The 20,880-nt window shown below is 37.1% G+C and carries 14 protein-coding genes and 1 tRNA gene; 4 read left to right on the top strand and 11 right to left on the bottom strand.

From position 1 onward, the window contains the following. Positions 1 to 168 precede the first annotated feature (168 nt). A complete protein-coding gene (locus ABIQ27_RS13570) occupies positions 169 to 6,399 on the top strand; it encodes a T9SS sorting signal type C domain-containing protein (protein ID WP_348034457.1) in 6,231 nt (2,076 codons plus the stop codon). 77 nt (positions 6,400 to 6,476) lie between these two features. Here the strand turns inward: ABIQ27_RS13570 and bioB are convergent, their stop codons facing one another. From bioB to ABIQ27_RS13585, 3 genes are all read right to left on the bottom strand, one after another. Next, positions 6,477 to 7,562, bottom strand: a complete 1,086-nt coding sequence (bioB, locus tag ABIQ27_RS13575; RefSeq protein ID WP_348034458.1) for a biotin synthase BioB — start codon at positions 7,560 to 7,562, stop codon at positions 6,477 to 6,479. 82 nt (positions 7,563 to 7,644) lie between these two features. Next, positions 7,645 to 8,082: a hypothetical protein gene (locus ABIQ27_RS13580; RefSeq protein ID WP_348034459.1), complete on the bottom strand. Its 438-nt coding sequence runs from the start codon at positions 8,080 to 8,082 to the stop codon at positions 7,645 to 7,647. 120 nt (positions 8,083 to 8,202) lie between these two features. Then, complete coding sequence (locus tag ABIQ27_RS13585) at positions 8,203 to 9,135, bottom strand: bifunctional riboflavin kinase/FAD synthetase (RefSeq protein WP_348034460.1); 933 nt, start codon at positions 9,133 to 9,135, stop codon at positions 8,203 to 8,205. A gap of 186 nt (positions 9,136 to 9,321) precedes the next feature. Here ABIQ27_RS13585 and ABIQ27_RS13590 point away from each other — a divergent pair, with 186 nt between their 5' ends. Both ABIQ27_RS13590 and ABIQ27_RS13595 read left to right on the top strand, forming a co-directional pair. After that, a complete protein-coding gene (locus ABIQ27_RS13590; RefSeq protein WP_348034461.1) occupies positions 9,322 to 11,646 on the top strand; it encodes a reprolysin-like metallopeptidase in 2,325 nt (774 codons plus the stop codon). Positions 11,647 to 11,870: 224 nt separating this feature from the next. Further along, positions 11,871 to 13,157: a zinc-dependent metalloprotease gene (locus tag ABIQ27_RS13595; RefSeq protein ID WP_348034462.1), complete on the top strand. Its 1,287-nt coding sequence runs from the start codon at positions 11,871 to 11,873 to the stop codon at positions 13,155 to 13,157. Between the two features lie 47 nt (positions 13,158 to 13,204). On the opposite strand, the gene pth is transcribed toward ABIQ27_RS13595, so the two are convergent. The 3 genes from pth to ABIQ27_RS13610 form a co-directional block, all read right to left on the bottom strand. Next, the gene (gene pth / locus ABIQ27_RS13600) at positions 13,205 to 13,771 is read right to left on the bottom strand and encodes an aminoacyl-tRNA hydrolase (RefSeq protein ID WP_348034463.1); all 567 of its coding nucleotides are present in this window, start codon (positions 13,769 to 13,771) and stop codon (positions 13,205 to 13,207) included. A gap of 138 nt (positions 13,772 to 13,909) precedes the next feature. After that, entirely contained in the window at positions 13,910 to 14,515 is a 606-nt protein-coding gene (locus ABIQ27_RS13605; RefSeq protein WP_348034464.1) for a 50S ribosomal protein L25/general stress protein Ctc, read from the bottom strand. A gap of 187 nt (positions 14,516 to 14,702) precedes the next feature. Further along, on the bottom strand, positions 14,703 to 15,644 hold the full coding sequence (locus tag ABIQ27_RS13610; RefSeq protein WP_348034465.1) for a ribose-phosphate pyrophosphokinase: 942 nt from the start codon (positions 15,642 to 15,644) through the stop codon (positions 14,703 to 14,705). Between the two features lie 363 nt (positions 15,645 to 16,007). Here ABIQ27_RS13610 and ABIQ27_RS13615 point away from each other — a divergent pair. Continuing rightward, positions 16,008 to 16,087: transfer RNA gene (locus tag ABIQ27_RS13615), tRNA-Leu, on the top strand. A gap of 53 nt (positions 16,088 to 16,140) precedes the next feature. Here the strand turns inward: ABIQ27_RS13615 and mgtE are convergent. The 5 genes from mgtE to ABIQ27_RS13640 all read right to left on the bottom strand — a co-directional run bounded on the left by mgtE (position 16,141) and on the right by ABIQ27_RS13640 (position 20,869). Continuing rightward, positions 16,141 to 17,490, bottom strand: coding sequence for a magnesium transporter (gene mgtE / locus ABIQ27_RS13620; RefSeq protein WP_348034466.1), 1,350 nt, complete (start codon positions 17,488 to 17,490; stop codon positions 16,141 to 16,143). Next, entirely contained in the window at positions 17,480 to 18,259 is a 780-nt protein-coding gene (gene rsmA / locus ABIQ27_RS13625) for a 16S rRNA (adenine(1518)-N(6)/adenine(1519)-N(6))-dimethyltransferase RsmA (protein ID WP_348034467.1), read from the bottom strand. The genes mgtE and rsmA overlap by 11 nt, the downstream gene beginning before the upstream one ends. Before the next feature lie 98 nt (positions 18,260 to 18,357). Then, positions 18,358 to 18,657, bottom strand: coding sequence for a GIY-YIG nuclease family protein (locus ABIQ27_RS13630; RefSeq protein WP_348034468.1), 300 nt, complete (start codon positions 18,655 to 18,657; stop codon positions 18,358 to 18,360). A gap of 51 nt (positions 18,658 to 18,708) precedes the next feature. Then, positions 18,709 to 19,020 (bottom strand): DUF4286 family protein, encoded by a 312-nt coding sequence (locus tag ABIQ27_RS13635; protein WP_348034469.1) that lies wholly within the window; start codon positions 19,018 to 19,020, stop codon positions 18,709 to 18,711. A 70-nt stretch (positions 19,021 to 19,090) separates the two neighbouring features. Continuing rightward, on the bottom strand, positions 19,091 to 20,869 hold the full coding sequence (locus ABIQ27_RS13640) for a tetratricopeptide repeat protein (RefSeq protein ID WP_348034470.1): 1,779 nt from the start codon (positions 20,867 to 20,869) through the stop codon (positions 19,091 to 19,093). Between the last annotated feature and the right edge of the window lie 11 nt (positions 20,870 to 20,880).

Raw genomic sequence — 20,880 nt, forward strand, 5'->3', positions numbered from 1 at the left:
GTAGTTAAGTAATGCGCAATTAATTAGTAAAATATATTGTAAAATCACAACATATTAACAACTTAAAACCGTTGTTATTTAGTAATTTAGCCTTAAGTTTGTAGCCGATTTTCTGCGTGTTTTACCTTTAGCAGAGCATGCTATACATTGAAAAAGATATTTAAGTATATGAAAAATAGAATATTACTAGTTACGCTTCTACTGTTTTTTTGTGCCATTGGCTTTTCTCAAAATCCGGTTAACGGTGGTTTTGAGAATGGTTCTATCAATGCCGGAACCGATTGGGCTGCACCTTTAGTTTCAGGAACGTCAACAGTAACAACCACCAACGCAAGAACAGGTACTTACTCATTAGCTGTAACTACTTCTAGTAATGCAATTGCTCAAGATAATGTAAATGCCAGTGTTATAAGCGTTCCGGATACCTGGTATGGTCATATTATAGGATGGGTAAAGGGTTCGGATGCGAATACCAGAGCACAAATGCGAGGAACTTTAAACGCTGTTGCTATTCCAAGTACTTTAACCGGAGTTGGCGCTTTAAATAATATTTTAATGCGTATAACAGCTTCGTCAGCAATAAATGGTACAGGTAGCGCAAAGAACTTTATTTGTAGAGGTGTTACAATGAGAAGCAATGTCAATGGTACTGCAACCACAGCATACTGGGACGATATAATTATGTATACTTCTCCTTTAGCTGCAGTAGATTTAACCAAGCCAAGTACTGCTGCTTCATTTGTAACAGGAGCAACCTTGGCAAGCTCGGCTACTTTTACCTGGACCAATGGGTCAGACTTAGAGACAGGAATACAAAATACAATTATTTTAAGAACAACAGTTGCTTCACCAACTACTCCTGTAATGAATGACCAAGGGGTATATTCAACGGCGGGAGGCGCCTCAGGGCCTAATATAGTTTCAACCGATTGGACTGTTGTTTCTACTTCAGTAGCTGCAGGAGTTGCTACTTATACTGATACTACTGTAGCAGCAGGAACCACTTATAAATACGCTGTTATTCACAGAGATTTAGCTTATAATTACTCGGCTGCTTTGGTTAGTGGTTCAGTAGTTTGTCCACCATCAGCAATCACATCTACTACTACAGGAGGTTTATGGTCTGTTGGCGCAACTTGGGTTGGAGGTGTTGTACCTGCTTCAAATACAGATGCAATTATTGCAACAGGAGCTGTTGTTACTTTGGATGGTGCTCCTAATAACACAAGAGATGCAGGAACATATACTACTGTAAACACCGGAGCTACTTTAGCAACAGGTGCTTTTGCTTATAATAATAATGGTACAACAACCGTTAATGGAACGTTCCAGTTAGATACCGGAGGTTCAGTCGCGGGTAACGATTTTGTTTATGGCGGAGCGAGCACTTTGAATTTGAATACTACTGTAACGGTTATAAATACAGATAAATATTGGCCAGCCAGCGGTCCGTTTAACGTAACAGTTTTATCGGGTGGTTTAACAATGAGTTCGGCTAATAGAACAGTTGCGGGGACTTTTCAAACGGCAGTTGGTGTAACATTAACTACCAGTACTTTAACTTTGAGTGGCACGTGTCAAATAAATGCCGGAGGATTTTTTGTTAATGTACCAACTTATACAAGTGCATCTACTTTAATCTATAATACCGCAGGACCCTATTCGGTAAGCAATGAATGGACAGGAAACAGCGCTCCACCAGCAGCAGGACTTGGAACGCCTCAAAACGTTATTGTACAAAATTCAACAACGTTAACCATGCCGGCAGCTACCAGAAGTATGGCAGGGAATTTAAGTATCAATAGTGGTAGTTTTATTTTAAACGGAGCTAATAATTTATATATAGCAGGCAACTGGACCCGAGTGTCAACTGCTGTATTTACACCAGCAACCGGGAAAGTTTTCTTTAGTTCAAGCACTGCCAATACCTTACATACGATTACAGTTTCGGGTGGAGGAACAGAAACATTTTATTTGTTAGAAGTTCAGTTTACAGGCACTTTAAAAATGGCTACGGGAACTAATGTCACAGTTACAGGTTCTGGTGGATTGACTTTCAACTCTACAAATGCTACTTCTGTGTTCGATTTAAACGGACAAACTCTAACACTTTCTGGAGGTGGTACTTTAGGATGTGGTGCCAGTGGAATCAGAAACATCACCAGTACGTTAGCGAGTGGAATTTTACAAGTTATGACCAGTTCTCTGACTTTCTCCAGTGGAGGCGCAGGCTCATTGGTTACGGATGCAAATAGCATTGTAAAACTTAAGCAGGCGGCTGTTATCCCGGGAAGTGGTTTATTAACCGTTAACGGTACGTTGCAAATGGATGCCAGTGGTTCGGTAGTGACTAATGCACCAATTTATGGAAACGCTTCAACTTTATCTTATATCTCCGGAGCACCATTTACAAGAGGACTTGAGCTTAGTGTAGCTTCAGGAACTATAGGTACTACTCCTGGTTTTCCTAATAATGTTTTGATTACCAATTCAACTACATTAAATTATTATAATGCTTCCACAGGAGCAAGAGCTATAAACGGGAAACTGGATATTGATGCTGGTTCTTCTTTGATTTTCGGAGCTACAAGTACAGTCGGAGCTTTAACAGTTCCTGGAAATGTTACTAATGCCGGAACGATAACATTAGGAGCGGCTTTAGGCGATGATTTAAAGACCGGAGGAAATTATAGCAATACAGGAGCAGGAGTTTTTAATGGTAACAGCAGAGCGATATGGTTTATTAAAGGAGCAACTCAGACTGTTAACTCTGTAACCGCTTTAACTATTCCTTTTGTGGTAACATCTGCATCGACTTCAGTTCAGTTATTGTGTGATGTCGTAATATCTTCTTCAGCTTCAGGTACAAATGTTATAACTTTTGGTGCTGGCAGCGAGATTGATATCAATGGAAAAAATTTAACTATAGGAGCAACGGGTAATCCGGGTGTTATTTCCGGAACAGGAACTTTTAAAGGAAGTACAACTTCTAATTTAACTATACTTGGAACAGCAAGTGTGGGAACAATAAGTTTTACTACCGGTTCACAAAACCTCGGGACTTTTACAATGAACCGTCAGGCAGCAGCCATTGGGTGTGTGTTGGGTTCGGCTGTAACCGTAAATACAAATTTAGCCTTAGCTAATGGTTTGATAGATTTAAGTACAAACAATTTAACTATAGCAGCTGGTGCAACTACGAGTGGTGCATCTGTTAATAGTTATGTTTTAGCTTATACCACAACCGGAGGACAATTAATCAAAGCATTTACTGCGGCAGGTTCGTTTACCTATCCAATTGGTGATAATACATCAGGTCTGGACTATTCACCAGCGACCTTAACTTTTGTTGGAGGAACTTATGCAGGAACAGTAGGTGTTAGAGTGGTTGATGCAGTTCATGGAAGTATTTCGGGGTTTGATAATTTGAGTAGGTATTGGCAGGTTTTAGTTTCGGGAGTTGCTCCGGCCAGTTATACTTTTGCAGGAACTTATCTTGCTGCCGATATAAACAATACAGAAGCTAATTGTTTGCCACAATGTTATAATGGCTCAAGTTGGACAGATATTGGAGCGACCGCCATAGGTTCTAATACCTGTACAGTTACCGGAACAGCTTTTCCTTATGCTAGCAATGAATTCTCGGCTCAAACAGGCTCGCTTTATTACAGAAGTAAAACATCAGGAGACTGGAGCGTTGCCGGAACATGGGAATCGTCAACGGATAATGCTACTTGGGTTAATGCTGCTGCGGCACCCACGGTTTCAGCAAATACCATTACAATTTTAACCGGGCATACAGTTACTATCACTTCAGCGGTAACTATGGATCAGGTATATGTAACAGGAAACCTTACCGCCAGCGGCAGTTCATATGGAGTAACAATAAATAATGGTACCGGTACAGACCTTACTATCAATAGCGGAGGAGTTGTAACCATGATAATAACGGGAAGTACAGCCTTACACGGTTGGATTGTTTCTGGGGCAGCTGCCATTGCTGTTTTAAGCGGAGGGACTTATGTTCATAATACAGCCAGAGCAGTTAGTGCTTTTTTAGACCAAACAACTTTTGATACTAATTCAACAATAATATACCGTGGTTCAAGTTCGCTTACACCGGCAGTTTCATTAACTAACCGTGTATTTGGACACTTACGTTTTGAATCTACTTCAGGGGCTTTGCTCATTACTGTTCCTAGTTTTACAACAACTTGCACCAGCAATGATTTTTATATTGGCTCAAATGTAACTTTAAAAACAAGTTCAGGTACAACCGGAATATTTGCCGTTTCAGGTAATTTTACCAATAATGGAACAATGGATAATTCAGCAGGTTATTTTAATTTTAATTTTTCAGGAGCTACGAAGACTATTTCGGGAACAGCTGTGCCTTCTTTTGACACTGTTAACATTACAAGTACAGGTTCCTATACTTTAAGCACTTCTATAACCTTTGCTTATACTACGGGCGTACTTACTATTGCTTCAGGTGGAACCCTGGATAACGGCGGAGCAAATCAAGTTACCGGATCGGCTTCAGCGTCGGTAGTTGTAAACGGAAAATTCATAACTAGAGACGCACAAGGATTTACAGGTACAAATGCAGCAATACCTACACTTACAACAACATTAGGCACATCAAGTACTGTTGAATATGGAGGAGCAAGCCAAACAGTAACGGCATTTAGCCCTTATTATTATAATGTAACTGTGTCGGGAACCGGTACAAAATCATTATTAACTACACCGATTATTATGTACGGTGACCTGAATGTAAATGCGAGTCTTTTATTCTTAAATTTAGATGAAGTAGTTGAAGTAAAAAAAGCAGTTAATGTCGCAACTGGCGCCTTTTTTGAACTTAGTAATAATGCACAATTAATACAGGATGATGATATTGTAAATGGTGCCAATATTTATAATGGAAGTAATACGGGTAATATTATATACAATAGAACAGCGGCATCCATTAAAGGTTATGATTATGTATATTGGGCAACTCCTGTTGCTGGGCCAACGATAGACGCTATTTATTCAAGTCCGTCACCAGGATTTAAATATTTCTGGAATCCTACTGTTAGTAATATTAATACTGCTGCCACAGGAACTTCTGGAAACTGGCAGACAGCATCCGGTGCAATGACACCTGGAAAGGGTTATATCGTTAGAGGGTCAAGTTCTTATGGAATGGCTGCAACGAGTATTCCTGTTGTTTTTACAGGTATTCCTAACAATGGACAGATTACAACTCCTATTTCAAGAGGTGGTAATACAACAGCAAGTCAAACAGGAATAAATTCAGCTACAGTTACTAACCTTGATGATAATTGGAATCTGGTTGCAAACCCTTATCCATCAGCGATTGATGCATTGAGTTTTTTAACTGATAATAATAATTTAACGGTAAACGGTTTTGTGTGGTTATGGAGACATAACTCTACTCCTACAAACGTAACTAATGTATTTTACGGTTCCTCGACTTCTAATTATGATAATAACGATTATATAGCCTACAATTCACTAGGTTCTACTCCTGCCGGATTTAATGGTAAAATTGCAGCTGGACAAAGTTTCTTTATCAGTATGGTTGACGGAGCGGCTGCGACTCAAACGGTTATTTTCAAAAATACAATGCGTAAAGACAAAACAACAAGTGCCATTAATAATAATTCTCAGTTTTATAAAAATTCATCGCATGCTGATAGTGAGCTAGGAAATGAGAAACACAGAATTTGGCTTGATTTACTTGACGTAAACAACCAATCTGTTACGACATTAATTGGTTACGCAACTGAAGCAACAGTAGGTTTAGACAGGATGTTTGATGCTGCTAAAAATACAGCTAATGAGAAAAGCATCTATAGTTTAGTTGACAATACTACTTTAATTATTCAAGGACGCCCAGTGCCTTTTGATGCAAATGACCAAGTGGCTGTTGGAATTAATACGCCAACTGCCGGTGACTACAAAATTGCTATCGGAGCTGTTGATGGATTGTTTTCAGAGACGACACAAAATATTTATCTGGAAGATAAGTTATTAAATGTAATTCATGACCTAAGACAAGAACCATATACTTTTAATTCAGTTGCCGGAATATTTAATGACCGATTCGTACTTCGCTATACTGATGCTACTCTAAGCAACCCAGATTTGGGAACCTTAGAAAGCAGTGTTGTTTTAGCCGCCAATCATGGTGAAATGACGATTAAATCGTCGATAGAAAATATTAGTGAGGTAACCGTTTATGATGTATTAGGAAGACAATTGTTTTTTGCAAAAGCAATAGACAGCAATAACTTTGTCACATCAAATATTTCTATGAGCCAACAAACATTAATTGTAAAAATTAAATTGGAAAATGGTGTAATGATTTCAAGAAAAATCATTCTATAGTAAATACATTATATAAAAAAGCGTCCCGATTTTAAATTAAATCGGGACGCTTTTTTTATTGGATTAAAATTTAAAATTTACTTTCCTTTTGTTGAAGATTGCAAATTTCTTTCAATTGTGTGACCTGGTCGGGACCATTTTGGTTTTTCTCCTAATGCCTGGTATTGAGAATCTGCAGCTTCTACTGTAGTTGGTTGTGAAACTTTTACAAATGGCTTTTGTGGTTTTAAACCCAATAAAGCAAACATTTTCATATCATCTTCTACATCAGGATTTGGAGTAGTTAATAATTTATCACCTGCAAAAATTGAATTAGCACCAGCAAAGAAGCACATGGCCTGACCTTCGCGGGACATTTCCATTCTACCTGCAGAAAGACGAACCTGAGTTTCAGGCATTATAATTCGGGTAGTAGCTACCATTCGGATCATTTCCCAAATTTCTACTGGTTTCTCATTTTCCATCGGAGTTCCTTCAACAGCCACAAGAGCATTTATTGGTACCGATTCAGGTTGTGGGTTCAAAGTAGAAAGTGCCACTAACATTCCAGCTCTATCTTCAACGCTTTCTCCCATTCCGATAATTCCACCGCTACAAACGGTAACGTTGGTTTTACGGACATTTTCGATAGTTTCTAAGCGGTCTTCAAAACCTCTGGTAGAAATCACTTCTTTATAATAATCTTCAGATGTGTCTAAATTGTGATTATAAGCATATAAACCTGCTTCAGCAAGACGCTGCGCCTGATTTTCGGTAATCATTCCTAAAGTGCAGCATACTTCCATATCAAGCTTATTGATGGTGCGTACCATTTCTAAAACTTGGTCAAATTCTTCCCCATCTTTTACATTACGCCATGCAGCACCCATACAAACCCGGGAAGAGCCATTTGATTTAGCACGTAAAGCTTGGGCTTTCACCTGACTTACCGTCATTAAATCATTACCTTCAATATCAGTATGATAACGGGCGGCTTGTGGACAATAACCACAATCTTCCGGGCAACCACCTGTTTTTATAGATAATAAAGTAGAAACCTGAACAACGTTAGGATCGTGTTGTTCCCTATGGATTGTTGCTGCTTCGTAAAGCAAATCCATCATAGGTTTGTTGTAAATAGCAATGATTTCTTCCTTAGTCCAATTGTGTTTTGTGATGCTCATAGGTGCAATTTTATCGTGCACCAAAAGTAGTTAAATTGTATGTAAGTTACAATTTTGTGACACATTTATAGAAGTAAGTATTTTACTCAGGCGCCATTTTACTTCTCCAATATTGTACAGAGACAAAAACAACAATTAATGCAGAAGCAATACCTTCAAACAGAATACCGATACAATATTGATTGGCTGTTGGTTTTCCTCCAAATAATAAATCTTCTGAAAGATTACTAACATACGTATCGCCACCTCTTAGATGAATATAGGATACCAGGGCAATTATAGCAAAGAAAACACCTAGAAAAGCTGTTGCTCCGGCTGAAAATAAGTTATAGGCATAATCTCTTTTTCCGTGCTCTACATTATAGCTTAGTGTTCGCGTAACACCATACCATACAAAAAGCACGTTCAACATTCTTAACCATAAAATACCCGATAAATTAAGGAAATCGATAAGTAAAAAATAGGCTGAGATTCCAGCAAATATTATAAGTGCATTGATAATTTCTTTAGGCAGTTTCATATCGATAGCTTTTTAAATGAATAATGAAGTACACTATCAAATTTAAGAAAATATCTTGTAAAAGTCAATTATTTAACAAAAAAGGAAGAAAAACAATGCTCAATATAAAATACAGCAGGGTTATCGCAACTGACTAATATAGTTTTCTGCCATAACTTTATCCTTGTTCAACTGGTTTTTTAGCGCGTCAACAGATTCAAATTTTTGTTCTGAGCGCATTCTGTGTAAAAGTGAGACCGTGATTTTTTGGCCATATAAGTCTTGTTTGAAATCAAAGAAATTGATTTCGATGGTTTGAGAGGTTCCATCTACGGTAGGCCGTGTTCCAATATTCATCATGCCAAAAACAGTTTTCTCGTTTATGATGCTTTTGGCAACGTATACTCCATTTAATGGGATAAGTTTATAATCTTCTTCTATTTTAATATTTGCCGTTGGATAACCAATTGTTCTTCCTAACTGCTTGCCTTTGGAAACTACTCCGCTTAGCGAATAATTGTATCCCAAATAAGTAGTAGCCAATTCAATATCTCCTTCTAAAAGCGCATTTCTTATTTTGGTAGAGCTTATTGAAACTTCATTGATTTCTTCTGCCGAAATTTGTTCTACTTCAAAGCCATAGGTTTCACCAAAACTGATTAAATCATCAATGTTTGCGGTTCTGTTTCTGCCGAAACGGTGGTCGTAGCCGATAATTATTTTTTTGATTTTGAAAACACCAACTAAAACTTCTTTAACAAATTCTTCAGCAGTAAGCCTGGAAAACTCTTTATCAAACGGATGAACAACAAGGTTGTCAATTCCTAAACCATTTAATAGTTCAGTTTTTTCATTTAACGTATTCAGTTGTTTCATCTCGGTATCTGCCTGAAGCACCATTCTCGGATGCGGAAAAAAAGTAAGAACCAGGCTTTCGCAATTCAAATCGTGAGCGCTTTTGGTAATTTGTTCCAGGATTTTTCTATGCCCAAGATGTACGCCATCAAAAGTGCCAATAGTTACGATTGTTGGCTTAGCAGAACTGAATGACTTTATGGAATTGAATATTTTCAAGGAGACTTAAAATGTATTACGCAAAAATATGTTTTAGAAATTTAATATAATAATTTTCATCAATAAAACATGAATAATTTGGAATGTGTTAAATTTTTAGGAAGATAATTCAAAAAAGAGATTTGTTATTTGCAGATATTTGAAAGATAACTATCTTTACTAACTATTTAATTAACAAACTAAATTATGAAAAAATTTTTACTATTGATTGTGCTGTCCTTTTCTTTTGGACAATTAGTTGCACAAAATACTTCTCTATGGCATGCAAAAGAAGCCTCAGGAATTTCAGAACTAAAAAGAATCAGAACTAATAATATTTGTGAAGGGGAATTGTATTTTGGCCTTGATTTAAATGGCTTTAAACAAAGTTTAGTTACAGCCAATGATAAATTCTCGAATATGCCAGGTGTAGCCATTAGCATTCCAAATCTGGATGGGGAATTAGAAACCTTTTTAGTTTGGGAAAATTCTAATTTTGATCCACAATTACAGGCAAGATTCCCAGAAATACGTTCCTATGTTGGAAAAGGCTTAACTGATAAATCTGCAACTTTAAATTTAAGCATCTCTCCACAAGGCATACAAACTTTGGTTTTCAGAGCCGATACAGGAACAGAATTTATAGAGGCTTACGATAATCAGGCTACTACGTATGTTTTATTTAATTCAAATAAAAGAGTTAGTGGCCGCTTACCTTTTACATGTAGTACAAATGATGTGGCTTTAACCAATGAGGTTTCAGATAAAGTAGGCAACACAACACTTGCTGACAATGCTAAATACAAAACATTCAGATTAGCACTATCCTGTACTGCTGAATATGCTAATTATTTTGGAGCAACCAGTAATGCTAATGTTGGTTTGGTATTGGCAGCTATGAATGCTACATTGACCCGTGTCAATGGAGTAATGGAGAAAGATTTAGCGGTGCATCTTAATTTGATAGCCACAACTGATCAGGTAATTTACTATAATTCCGCTTCAGATCCATACTCTAATGCTACTATTGGGACAGACCCAGACAACGCTGGTAATTCGCTTGGCTGGAATTCACAAGTGCAAAGTACACTTACATCAGTACTTGGAGATGGAGCTTATGATATAGGTCATCTTTTTGGAGCTAGTGGCGGTGGCGGAAATGCAGGTTGTATCGGATGTGTTTGTGTTGATGGTTCAAAAGGCAGTGGATATACTTCTCCTTCCAATAATGTTCCTCAGGGGGACAATTTTGATATTGATTTTGTTGTTCATGAATTGGGGCACCAGTTAGGAGCTTTCCACACATTTACATATAACTATGAAGCGTCTGGCGTACAAGTAGAGCCGGGAAGTGGAAGTAGTATCATGGCTTACGCTGGTGTGGCTACAATTACCGCCACAAATACTTTAGCCTATAACGTACAAGCCCATTCGGATGCATTATTTTGTTACAAAAGCATTAATCAAATACAAGCTAATCTAGCTTTGAGTGGTGCCAGCTGCGCCGTAACAACTGTTTTGACAGGTATAAATGCTACGCCAACAGCAGTTGGAGGAGGAAGCTTTACAATCCCGATTAGTACTCCGTTTAAATTAACCGGAATTGGTACTGATGCCGACGGAGATGTGTTAACTTATAGTTGGGAACAAAATAACGCAGGCACAGCTGCAACAACTCAAGCTAATAGCAGAGTTTTCGGGACAAAAACAACTGGTCCTAATTTTAGGATTTTCCCAGCATCTTCTTCACCATCAAGGTATTTCCCGCAAATGAGTAAAATATTGGTTGGAACTATTGTAATAGCTACCGGTTCAGATGCCAATTGGGAATCTTGCTCAAGTGTTGCCCGAACATTGAATTTTACTGTTACCGTTAGAGATAACCATCCAGGTATGGGACAAACCAAAGCCGCCGCCGCCGCCGTTACTGTTGTTAGTACCGCTGGTCCATTTGCAGTTACATCTCAAACAGCAACTGGTATTTCTTATGCCGGAGGTTCAACCCAGACAGTTACATGGAATGTTTTGAATAGTGATACTTTAACAGGAGGAGCGATGGTTGATATTTTATTATCGACTAATGTAAACGGTAATAACACCACTTTTGATACAGTTTTAGCCTCTGGAATTCCAAATAACGGTTCTGCAACAGTTACAATTCCTAATCTGCCAATAGCATCTTCTACCTGCAGATTTATGGTTAGAGCTTCTGCTAATGTTTTCTTTGCATTAAACAGTAGAAATTTTACCATTCTGTCAAGTTTGGGAACAGAAGAATTTGGATTACAAAACCTAGTATTATATCCTAACCCAAACAAAGGAAGCTTCAATGTTAAGTTTGATTCTAATTCAGGAAACGATATAAACATTTCTGTTTTTGATATTAGAGGCAGAGCAATCTATTCTAAAAATTTCGCGAATTCAGGAGTATTTGATCAAAACTTAAATATGGAAGATATCCAATCTGGTGTTTATTTATTGACTGTTACTGATGGAAAAATGAAACAAACCAAAAAAATCATGGTTGAATAATCCACGAGCCATAAAATAATTGTAAAGAGGTGCTAATCAGCACCTCTTTTTTTATGTCCGTAACACCAGATTTTTTTAATTGTAGTGTTATGCTTAATAAAAAGGCAAATAATTATAGTAAACCGTTAAAGAATAAATATTCACATCTATTTTTTATTAAAATTTATTTAATGTAAAACATTTGTTTACTTTTGATGTCTTTAAAATTAAATATCACTAGAAAAATGAAATTAAAATTACTATTTGCTTTACTTGTCGTTCAAGTAAGTTTTGCACAACACAGAACTTGTGGTATGCAGGAGAAAATGGCGCAGATAATGAGTAACCCAACTCAAAGACAAGCTTATCTTGACCAACAGCATAAGTTTCAGGTTGAATTAGAAAAAATAGCTTCTAATAAAGATGGTAATAGTGTTAACTCAGTAATCAGAATTCCTGTAGCCGTTCATTATCCTTCAGCTGGAGCAGCTACTGCTACAATTAAATCATGTTTGAGAAGCCTGGCTCAAAAGCAGGTTGACATCTTAAATGCAGATTATAATGGAACAAATACCGACATCTCTAATTGGGCAGCCGTAAGTGAGAATTATCCTGGTACGAACACTGGAAGTTTAGACGTTCAGTTTGTCCTGGCTACACAAAATCATCCTTCCGGAACGACTTTAGTTAATGGAGATGTTGCTGTAACATTTGGAACAGAATTTTTAACCGGAGCTGATGAAGATACAACCTGGTCAGGATATTGTAATTTAGTTGTCAGAAATATTGGTGGTGGCACTTTAGGGTATTCTCCTTTAGGAGGTTCTCCTTCTGCTGGTATGACAGTAGTAATTGATAACAATGCATTTGGAGCTATCATGACCGGAAGTCCGGTAAGCTGTACTGGTTATGTTCCTGCCGCACCATATAACAAAGGAAGAACGCTAACACATGAACTTGGGCATTTCTTCAATTTAGATCATACTTTCGCAGATTGTGATGGTGGTAATTGTGCTACGTCTGGAGATAGAGTTTGCGATACTCCTTCTTGTGATGAGCCAAGATATGATTGTAATGCTGCTGATAGCCCACCAGATCCTAGTGTATCAGGAAATCCAGCTGTAACAACATGTGGTTATCTTCAGTTAACAATGAATTATATGGATTATGTTGAAGATTCTTGTATGTATATGTTTACTGCTGGTCAGGCTGCAAGAATGCATGCATGGTATAATGTAATTGCAAGCCAGCTGACGACTACAGCTTTAGGAAATGAAGAGTTTTTACAAAATCAATTCACGCTTTTCCCAAATCCAAGCAAAGGTAGTTTTACGATTCAATTCAAAGATATGATGAATAGTTATTCTGTTGAGGTATTTGATGTTACCGGACAAACTATTTATGAAAGCAATTATGACCAATCAGCTAATTTAGTTCAGGTTATCGATTTGAACCACCCAACCAGAGGTGTTTATTTCGTAAACATCAAAAGCGATAAAGGTATTGTAACGAAGAAACTAATCATTGAATAAACATTGATTCAATTATATAAAAAAACCCTCTCAATCGAGAGGGTTTTTTATTTTCCATTAAAGCTGTTCATCGTTTCGTTTAATCCTGCTAAAGCAAAAGATTCTACTATTTGCTTCCCGATTTCAAATCTTTCCGGAAGCTTTTCTTTTTCACTATCACTCCATTCGCCAAGAACATAATCCACTTGTTGCCCTTTTTTAAACTCATCGCTTATTCCAAAACGAAAACGCGGATATTCAGACGTGTTTAAAATAAGCTGAATGTTTTTCAAACCATTGTGTCCGCCATCTGTTCCTTTTGCTTTTATTCTAATGGTGCCAAAAGCCAAATTCAAATCGTCTGTAATTACCAGAACATTTTCTTTGGCAATGTTTTCTTTCTGCATCCAATATTGAACAGCTTTTCCGCTCAGATTCATATAAGTATTAGGCTTAAGCATAATCAGTTTTCTGCCTTTAATATTGAATTCAGTAACTGCTCCAAGTTTGGCCGTTTCAAAAGAAACACCTTGCTTTAAAGCTATATAATCTACTATTTTGAAACCAATATTATGGCGTGTATTTACATATTCGGAACCAATGTTTCCAAGCCCGACAATGAGATATTTTTTCATTTCTTCTGAGTTTTCAGAGATTGTATTTTTGCTAAATAGATTTTTAAACCAATTCATTCAGCAAAAGTAAACTAATTTGATTGCATAAAAAAAGCACCAGTAAAACTGATGCTTTTTTGTATTGGAAAAATAAATGAATTATTTTTTCTTTTTTGCTGCTCCTTTTTCTGCTTTTGCTGCTTCCTGCGCTGCTTTCATAGCCGCACGAGAAATCTTAACTTGAGCTACAACAGTGTTGTCCGGGTGCATTAATTTGAAGTTCTTAGCTTCTAATTTAGTAACATATAATTTGTTACCCATTTGCAATTCAGCAATGTTTGCTTCAACAAAATCAGGTAGATTTTTTGGTAAAGCTTTCACTTTTAATCTACGTTGATTCAAGTTCAAAACACCTCCTAAAAGTACACCTGGAGAAGTTCCGGTTACTTTTACAGGTACTTCCATAATGATTTCTTTGTTGTCATCCAATTGGAAAAAATCAATGTGGTTGATTCTGTCTGAAACTGGGTGAAACTGAATGTCCTGCAATACTGCATTAGTTGTTTTTCCATCCAAATCTATCACAACCGTGTGTGCGTTTGGAGTGTAAACCAAGCTTTTGAATGCTTTTTCTTCTGCTGCAAAATGAATTGGTTGACTTCCTCCGTAAATAACGCAAGGAACCATTCCAGCATTACGTACCGCTTTGGTTGCTACCTTGCCCACGCTTTCTCTTTGTGATCCTTTAATTGTAATCGATTTCATTGTAAATATATATAATTAATAAAAAATTCTCTCTTAAGCATTCAGCTTTTAAGCAATTAGCTCTTAGCTTTTTGGGCGTTGCCTGACGGCCGCGCTTTCCATTATAGTCCTCACTTCGTTCCGGGCTGCCATTGCAATCGCTAACGCAAACCTTTTTTGCTGACGGCTGATTGCTTGAAGCTAACCACTACATCAAAAACTTCCCGCTGATGGAATTGTTGTGTTGAACCATGTTCATTACTTCTGCAAAAAGAGGCGCACAACTCACCACTCTTATTTTTTTAGATTCTCTTTTTAACGGAATTGAATCGGTAACAATTAATTCCAACAATTGAGATTTCTCAATTTTCTCATAAGCATCACCCGAAAGTATTGCATGTGTACAAATAGCTCTCACGCTTAATGCTCCTTTTTCCATCATCAAATCTGCCGCTTTGGCCAATGTTCCTCCGGTGTCAATCATGTCGTCAACCAGAATTACATTTCTTCCTTTCACTTCACCAATCAATTCCATGGTGTCAATTACGTTGGCAGCTTTTCTTTGCTTGTAACAAATTACCACATCCGATTCTAAAAACTTAGAATACGCATAAGCTCTTTTTGAACCACCCATATCCGGAGATGCGATTGTTAAATTGTCTAACTGCAGACTTTTAACATAGGGCAAAAAGATAGTCGATGCAAACAAATGATCCACTGGCATTTCAAAGAAACCCTGAATCTGATCGGCATGTAAATCCATCGTCATGATTCTGGTTGCTCCGGCAGTTTCCAATAGTTTTGCTATTAGTTTTGCTCCAATCGGAACTCTTGGTTTGTCTTTTCTGTCTTGTCTTGCATAACCAAAATACGGAATCACGGGAGTAATGTGTCGGGCTGATGCTCTTTTCGCAGCATCAATCATTAACAAAAGTTCCATTAAATTGTCGGCGCTCGGAAATGTTGAGCAGACAATAAAAACACGCAATCCTCTTATTGATTCTTCAAAAGAAGGTTGAAATTCACCATCACTAAATTTTGAGAACGTAACTTTACCTAACTGAACTCCATAGTTTTCGGCTATTTGTTCAGCGAGATAGACGCTTTGCGAACACGCAAAAATCTTTGCTTCAGGTTCTAAATGCGACATTATAATTTGTTGTTTTTACTCGATCTGCTCCTTTCGGAAGTGTCTCGAATGTAGTTAGTTAGTTGTGTTTCGTTTTACCGAGGTGCAAATTTAGAAATTAAATCCAACTCTGAAAGGATATTTTAGAGTATTTTTTTAGAAAATGATGTTTTATTTTTTACATTTGCACCGTGTTTAAAAATAAGCAGTCTTTTTGACCCTTATTTTTCGCGATAAACCAACTGTTGTTGGTTTTGTCTCTCAAGCCTTAAGATGGTCATTTGATTTTAAAAACAACTGAATCATTCAAAGGAATAGCCCGGATGGCACTTTCTTTAATTAATTTTTTCTAAAAATTAAACTGAGAACCATTCAAGGTAAAACGCCCGGATGGCGGAATTGGTAGACGCGCTGGTCTCAAACACCTGTGGGCAACCGTGCGGGTTCAAGTCCCGCTCCGGGTACAAAAGCTTCTCTGAAAAGAGGAGCTTTTTTTATTTTATTTAAATAAATTTGATTAAAACCCAAGAATCAATCGCGCAATTCCGAAATAAATCATAATCCCGAAAACATCGTTTGTTGTAGTGATAAACGGACCAGTTGCAATTGCAGGGTCAATTTTGTTTTTATGAAGAAATAATGGTACCAGCGTTCCAAGTAAGGCTGCAAAAAGAATAACAACAATAATGGAAATGGAAATCGCCAAGCCAACTAAATATTGTTGGTACATTAAAGAATGATATAAAAATAAAAATGCAGAAATAATTGTCCCCGAAATCATCGCAACTGTAATCTCTCTGGTCAAATAGTTTTTGCTGAATTCTTTAAGTGAACCGTTTGCCAAACCCTGCACGACAATTGCCGATGCCTGAACACCAATATTTCCGGCAGTAGCCGAAAGTAATGGCACAAAAATTATCAAAGTAGAATATTGTTGCACTGATGTTTCATTGCTTTTCAACACCAAAGAAGCGACTAACTCAATCGCCATTCCGATTAAAAGCCATGGCAAACGGGCTTTTATCATTTCGAAAACGCTGTCTCCGGCTTCAACGTCCTGTGTGATACCCGCTGCCATTTGGTAATCTTTATCGGCTTCGTCCTTGATAACATCAAGAATATCATCAACGGTAACACGACCGACTAATCTTCCCATTTCATCTACAACAGGAATCGCTTCCAGGTCATATTTTTGCATTACTCTGGCCACTTCAGTATTTGGAGTATCGACTTTTACGTAATCAACTTTTTTGATATAAACATCGCTGATTGGCGTTTTGGTGGAAGTCGTCAATAAATCTTTTAGCGATAATCTTCCTTTTAAACGATTTTCATCATCAACTACATAAATGGAATGAACGCGAGTAACATTTTCTGCCTGAATCCGCATCTCTTTGACGCAGGTTAAAACGGTCCAGTTTTCATTGACTTTCACCATCTCTTTTCCCATCAAACCACCAGCGGAGGTTTCGCTGTAGCGTAATAAGTCAACAATGTCTTTGGCGTGTTCAACGTCTTCCAGCTCGGAGATTACTTCTTCTTTCTTGCTTTGCGAAAGTTCAGAAATAATATCGGCAGCATCATCAGTATCTAATTCATCTAATTCTTCTGCAATTTCTTTGGCAGAAAGGCCTTTAAGAATTTTTTCACGAACATCATCTTCTAATTCCATTAGAATTTCAGCCGTGATCTCGCTATCCAGAATCTTAAAGATATAAATAGCCTTATCAATGTCTATTTCATCAAAAATCTCAGCAATATCAGCATGGTGCATATCATTCAGCAAAACAAACAACTCTTCATCATTGTTGTTCTGAATAAGTAGCTCGATTTGCTCTAAGAGTTCTTTGCTGATGTTAAACTGCATTGGCTTCTATTTTTTGAGTAAGTTCTATGAACTGGTCAACGGTTAATTGCTCTGGGCGCAGGTCAAAGATAGTATCTTCTTTTAAATTATCCGAAAGTTGAAATGACTTTAAACTATTTCTTAATGTTTTGCGTCGTTGTTGGAAACCTGTTTTTACAACCGAAAAGAACAATTTTTCATTACACGGCAACGTAAAATTCTCTTTTCTGCGCAAGCGTAAAACCCCCGAATTTACTTTTGGCGGTGGATTAAAAACATCCGGAGAAACCGTAAATAAATATTCGGCATCATAAAAAGCTTGAACCAAAACGGATAGAATTCCATAAGCTTTCGTTCCTTTTTTTTCACAGATGCGTTCGGCTACTTCTTTTTGAAACATTCCTGAAAATTCAGGAACCTGGTGGCGTAATTCCAAACATTTGAACACAATTTGAGACGAAATGTTATAAGGAAAATTGCCAATTATTGCAAAAGGCTTGCCTTCAAAAACTTCGTTGATATTATATTTCAGAACATCTTTTGAAATGATTTTGCCGTGCAGTTTTGGATAATGTTCGTTTAAATAGGCAACCGAATCAGTATCGATTTCAATAACATAAGTTTCGGTTGGTTTTTCCAAAAGATATTTTGTCAAAACGCCCATTCCTGGACCAATTTCCAAGGTAATGTCATAACCTTCAAAATTGAGTGTGTCGGCTATTCTTTCAGCAATCGATTCGTCTGTTAAAAAGTGCTGCCCGAGATGTTTTTTGGCTCTTACGTCGTTCATTTTATCTTCCTTTGTCATTCCCGCGCAGGCGGGAATCTATATTATTTTATTTTGGTTTCCCGCCTTCGCGGGAAAGACAATAGTGGTTCTGGAATCCATTAATACCAACCTTCTGAAAGGTCTTTCCAATCTTTGTTTTCTTCTTCAATCAAATTTATTTTCCATTGACGATTCCATTTTTTGAGCTGTTTTTCTCTTTGAAGCGCATTGTCTATATATTGGAAAGTTTCATAATAAACCAACAAATTAACATTGTACTTGGCTGTAAAACAATCTGGATTTAATTTGATTTTATGTTCTTCTATTCTTCTTTCGTGGCTATTTGTAACTCCAATATACAAGGTTCCGTTTTTCTTGCTGGCTAATATATAAATGAAATATTGACGGAACTGTTGCATTTATATTTTTTAAAATGGATTTCCGCCTGCGCGGAAATGACAAAAGGGAGTTTAATGCTCACTTATCAATTCCAGTTCCGTTCTAAAAGCCAACATTTTGTCGCCAAATAATTGCTGTCCTTCTTCGCGTAATCCCGGAGCATCTTCGTCATAATAGCGTTGCAAGGTTTCTTTGCTGTCAGTAGTAAACTGAACAGAGTAAGTTGTTCCGCCCATTTCTTCGTCTATCAAAACTTTGACTAATCTGGCTGAAGAAAACTTTCCGGTTGCCAGCATATCATTAATATGTTTTTCCTGCATCCATTGCATCCATTGGTCGTGAACACTTTCGTGAATGTTTATAGTTACGTTGTAAAGTATCATATTGATTTAGGAATTAGGATTTGGGATTAAGGATTTAATTTTTCTGCTGACTGCTATTGCAAACTGAACACTATAAATTAGTGTCGCCGCGCAGTTTTCGATATTTGTTCCTCGAATCTACGTAGTAAATACTGTCTTCATGTTTCGTGAGCATTTCTTCATAAAGTAGTTTTGCCTTCTCTACATCTTTCAGTTGGTTGTTATAGATTTCGGCAGAAAAATAAAGCGCTTCATCAATATAAATACAGTCTTTGTGTTTTGTAATTATGGCATCGTAGTTGGCTAAAGCATTGGCAAAATCGCCCATTTTTTCATAGATTTTCCCGATACGCAAAAGTGTTACCGGTTCAATATCTTCGCCTTTATGTTCTTTTAAAATCAGTTGGAATGCTGCCAAAGCTTCCTTCTTTTTATTCTGATATAAAAGAAAATCGGCACGTGCAAATTTCTTCAAAGCGACCTGCAAAGAATCTTCCACAGTGTTGTCGCTTATTAGTAAAAATAAATCCAAAGCGTCATTCGCAATCAACTGTGATGAAGCCGACTTCAGGACTTTCAATTGATGCGACGCCCATTCAAAATCGGTTTTGAAGTAACTGGTTTTAGCGGTTTTCAGACTGGCCTCCTGACCAACCACATCGCCACTCATATCTTCATCAATTTGAGAATAATAAATCAAAGCCTGATTGAATTTTTCTTCAAACAAATAGATGTCGGCCAATTCCATTTTTAATTCAGCCAATTGATATTTGTTAATCGGCATTTCCATCGCACTTTTCAAAATCGCTTTGGCTTTTTCAGCATTGTTTAAGTGGAAAGCATTAAAATCGGCCTGCAATTTTAAAAGTGAAAGCGTGTATGGGCTTACGCCAAATTCTTTAATCAACGCGTCTAATTCTGCCGTTATTGCCGGATAATCTTTCTCAGTGGCGTGGTCAATTCTCATTTCTATCAAATAGGAATGCGACTGAATAAGCAATTCTAAATCCTTGGTATTTTCGAGTACAAAATTCAAAATTTCGTTAGCTGAATCCTGGTCATTATCTTCAATCGCCATTTGCCCTAAACTCACAATATTGGCAAAGGAATCAGGATTTCGTTTGTAAATTGCTTTTTGCTGAATAAAGGCTTTGCCATATTCTTTTTGCTGAATAAAAAGCCAGCTTAGAAAATCATTCCAAAAGACATCCTGCGTTTTTTGTGCTCTGAGTAATAGCGCTTTTTTCAACGAATCGTTAAAACTGGCATCTACTTCTTCTGTCATAAATCGGGAAAGCTGATTTTGAATCAAAGGAAGATTTTGCGGATTTTGAAATGCTTCCTGCAGGTACATATCAATCATCAAATCGGTATTGCCCTGCATTCCATAAAGTGTTGCCATTTGAAAATTGACGGGCAATTTAGGGTCTTTTTCCAGCGCTGTTTTGTAAGCCAGAAGCGCATAATCTATTAATGTCTTTCTTTCGAAAACATAGGCTATTCCAAAAACTTCGGAAGCATTTTTTTTGATTTTATCAATCGCCTGATTATAGTATTTATTAGCTTTCTCCTGGTCTTTTTGCAGTTGGTAATTAAATCCCAGTTCAACCAAAAGATTGCTTTGCTTGTATTTGTCAATTCGGTTTTCTAATGCTTTTTCCGCTTTGTCAAATTGCTGTAATTGCTGGTAACATTCGATTACCCTTTGGAAATAATTAAAATTCCCCTGATCCGTTTTTGACAAGTCTTCATAAAGCACCAAAGCTTTTTCAAATTCACCTCGGTCAAAATAATTATTCGCCAATTGGTCGCTCTGAGCATTTGCCCAAAACGAAACGAATAATACCACTATAACGAGAATTTTTTTCATGAATTTTTAGT

Origin of the sequence: Flavobacterium sp. (genome assembly GCF_039916025.1) — a bacterium.
Taxonomy (GTDB): Bacteria; Bacteroidota; Bacteroidia; order Flavobacteriales; family Flavobacteriaceae; genus Flavobacterium.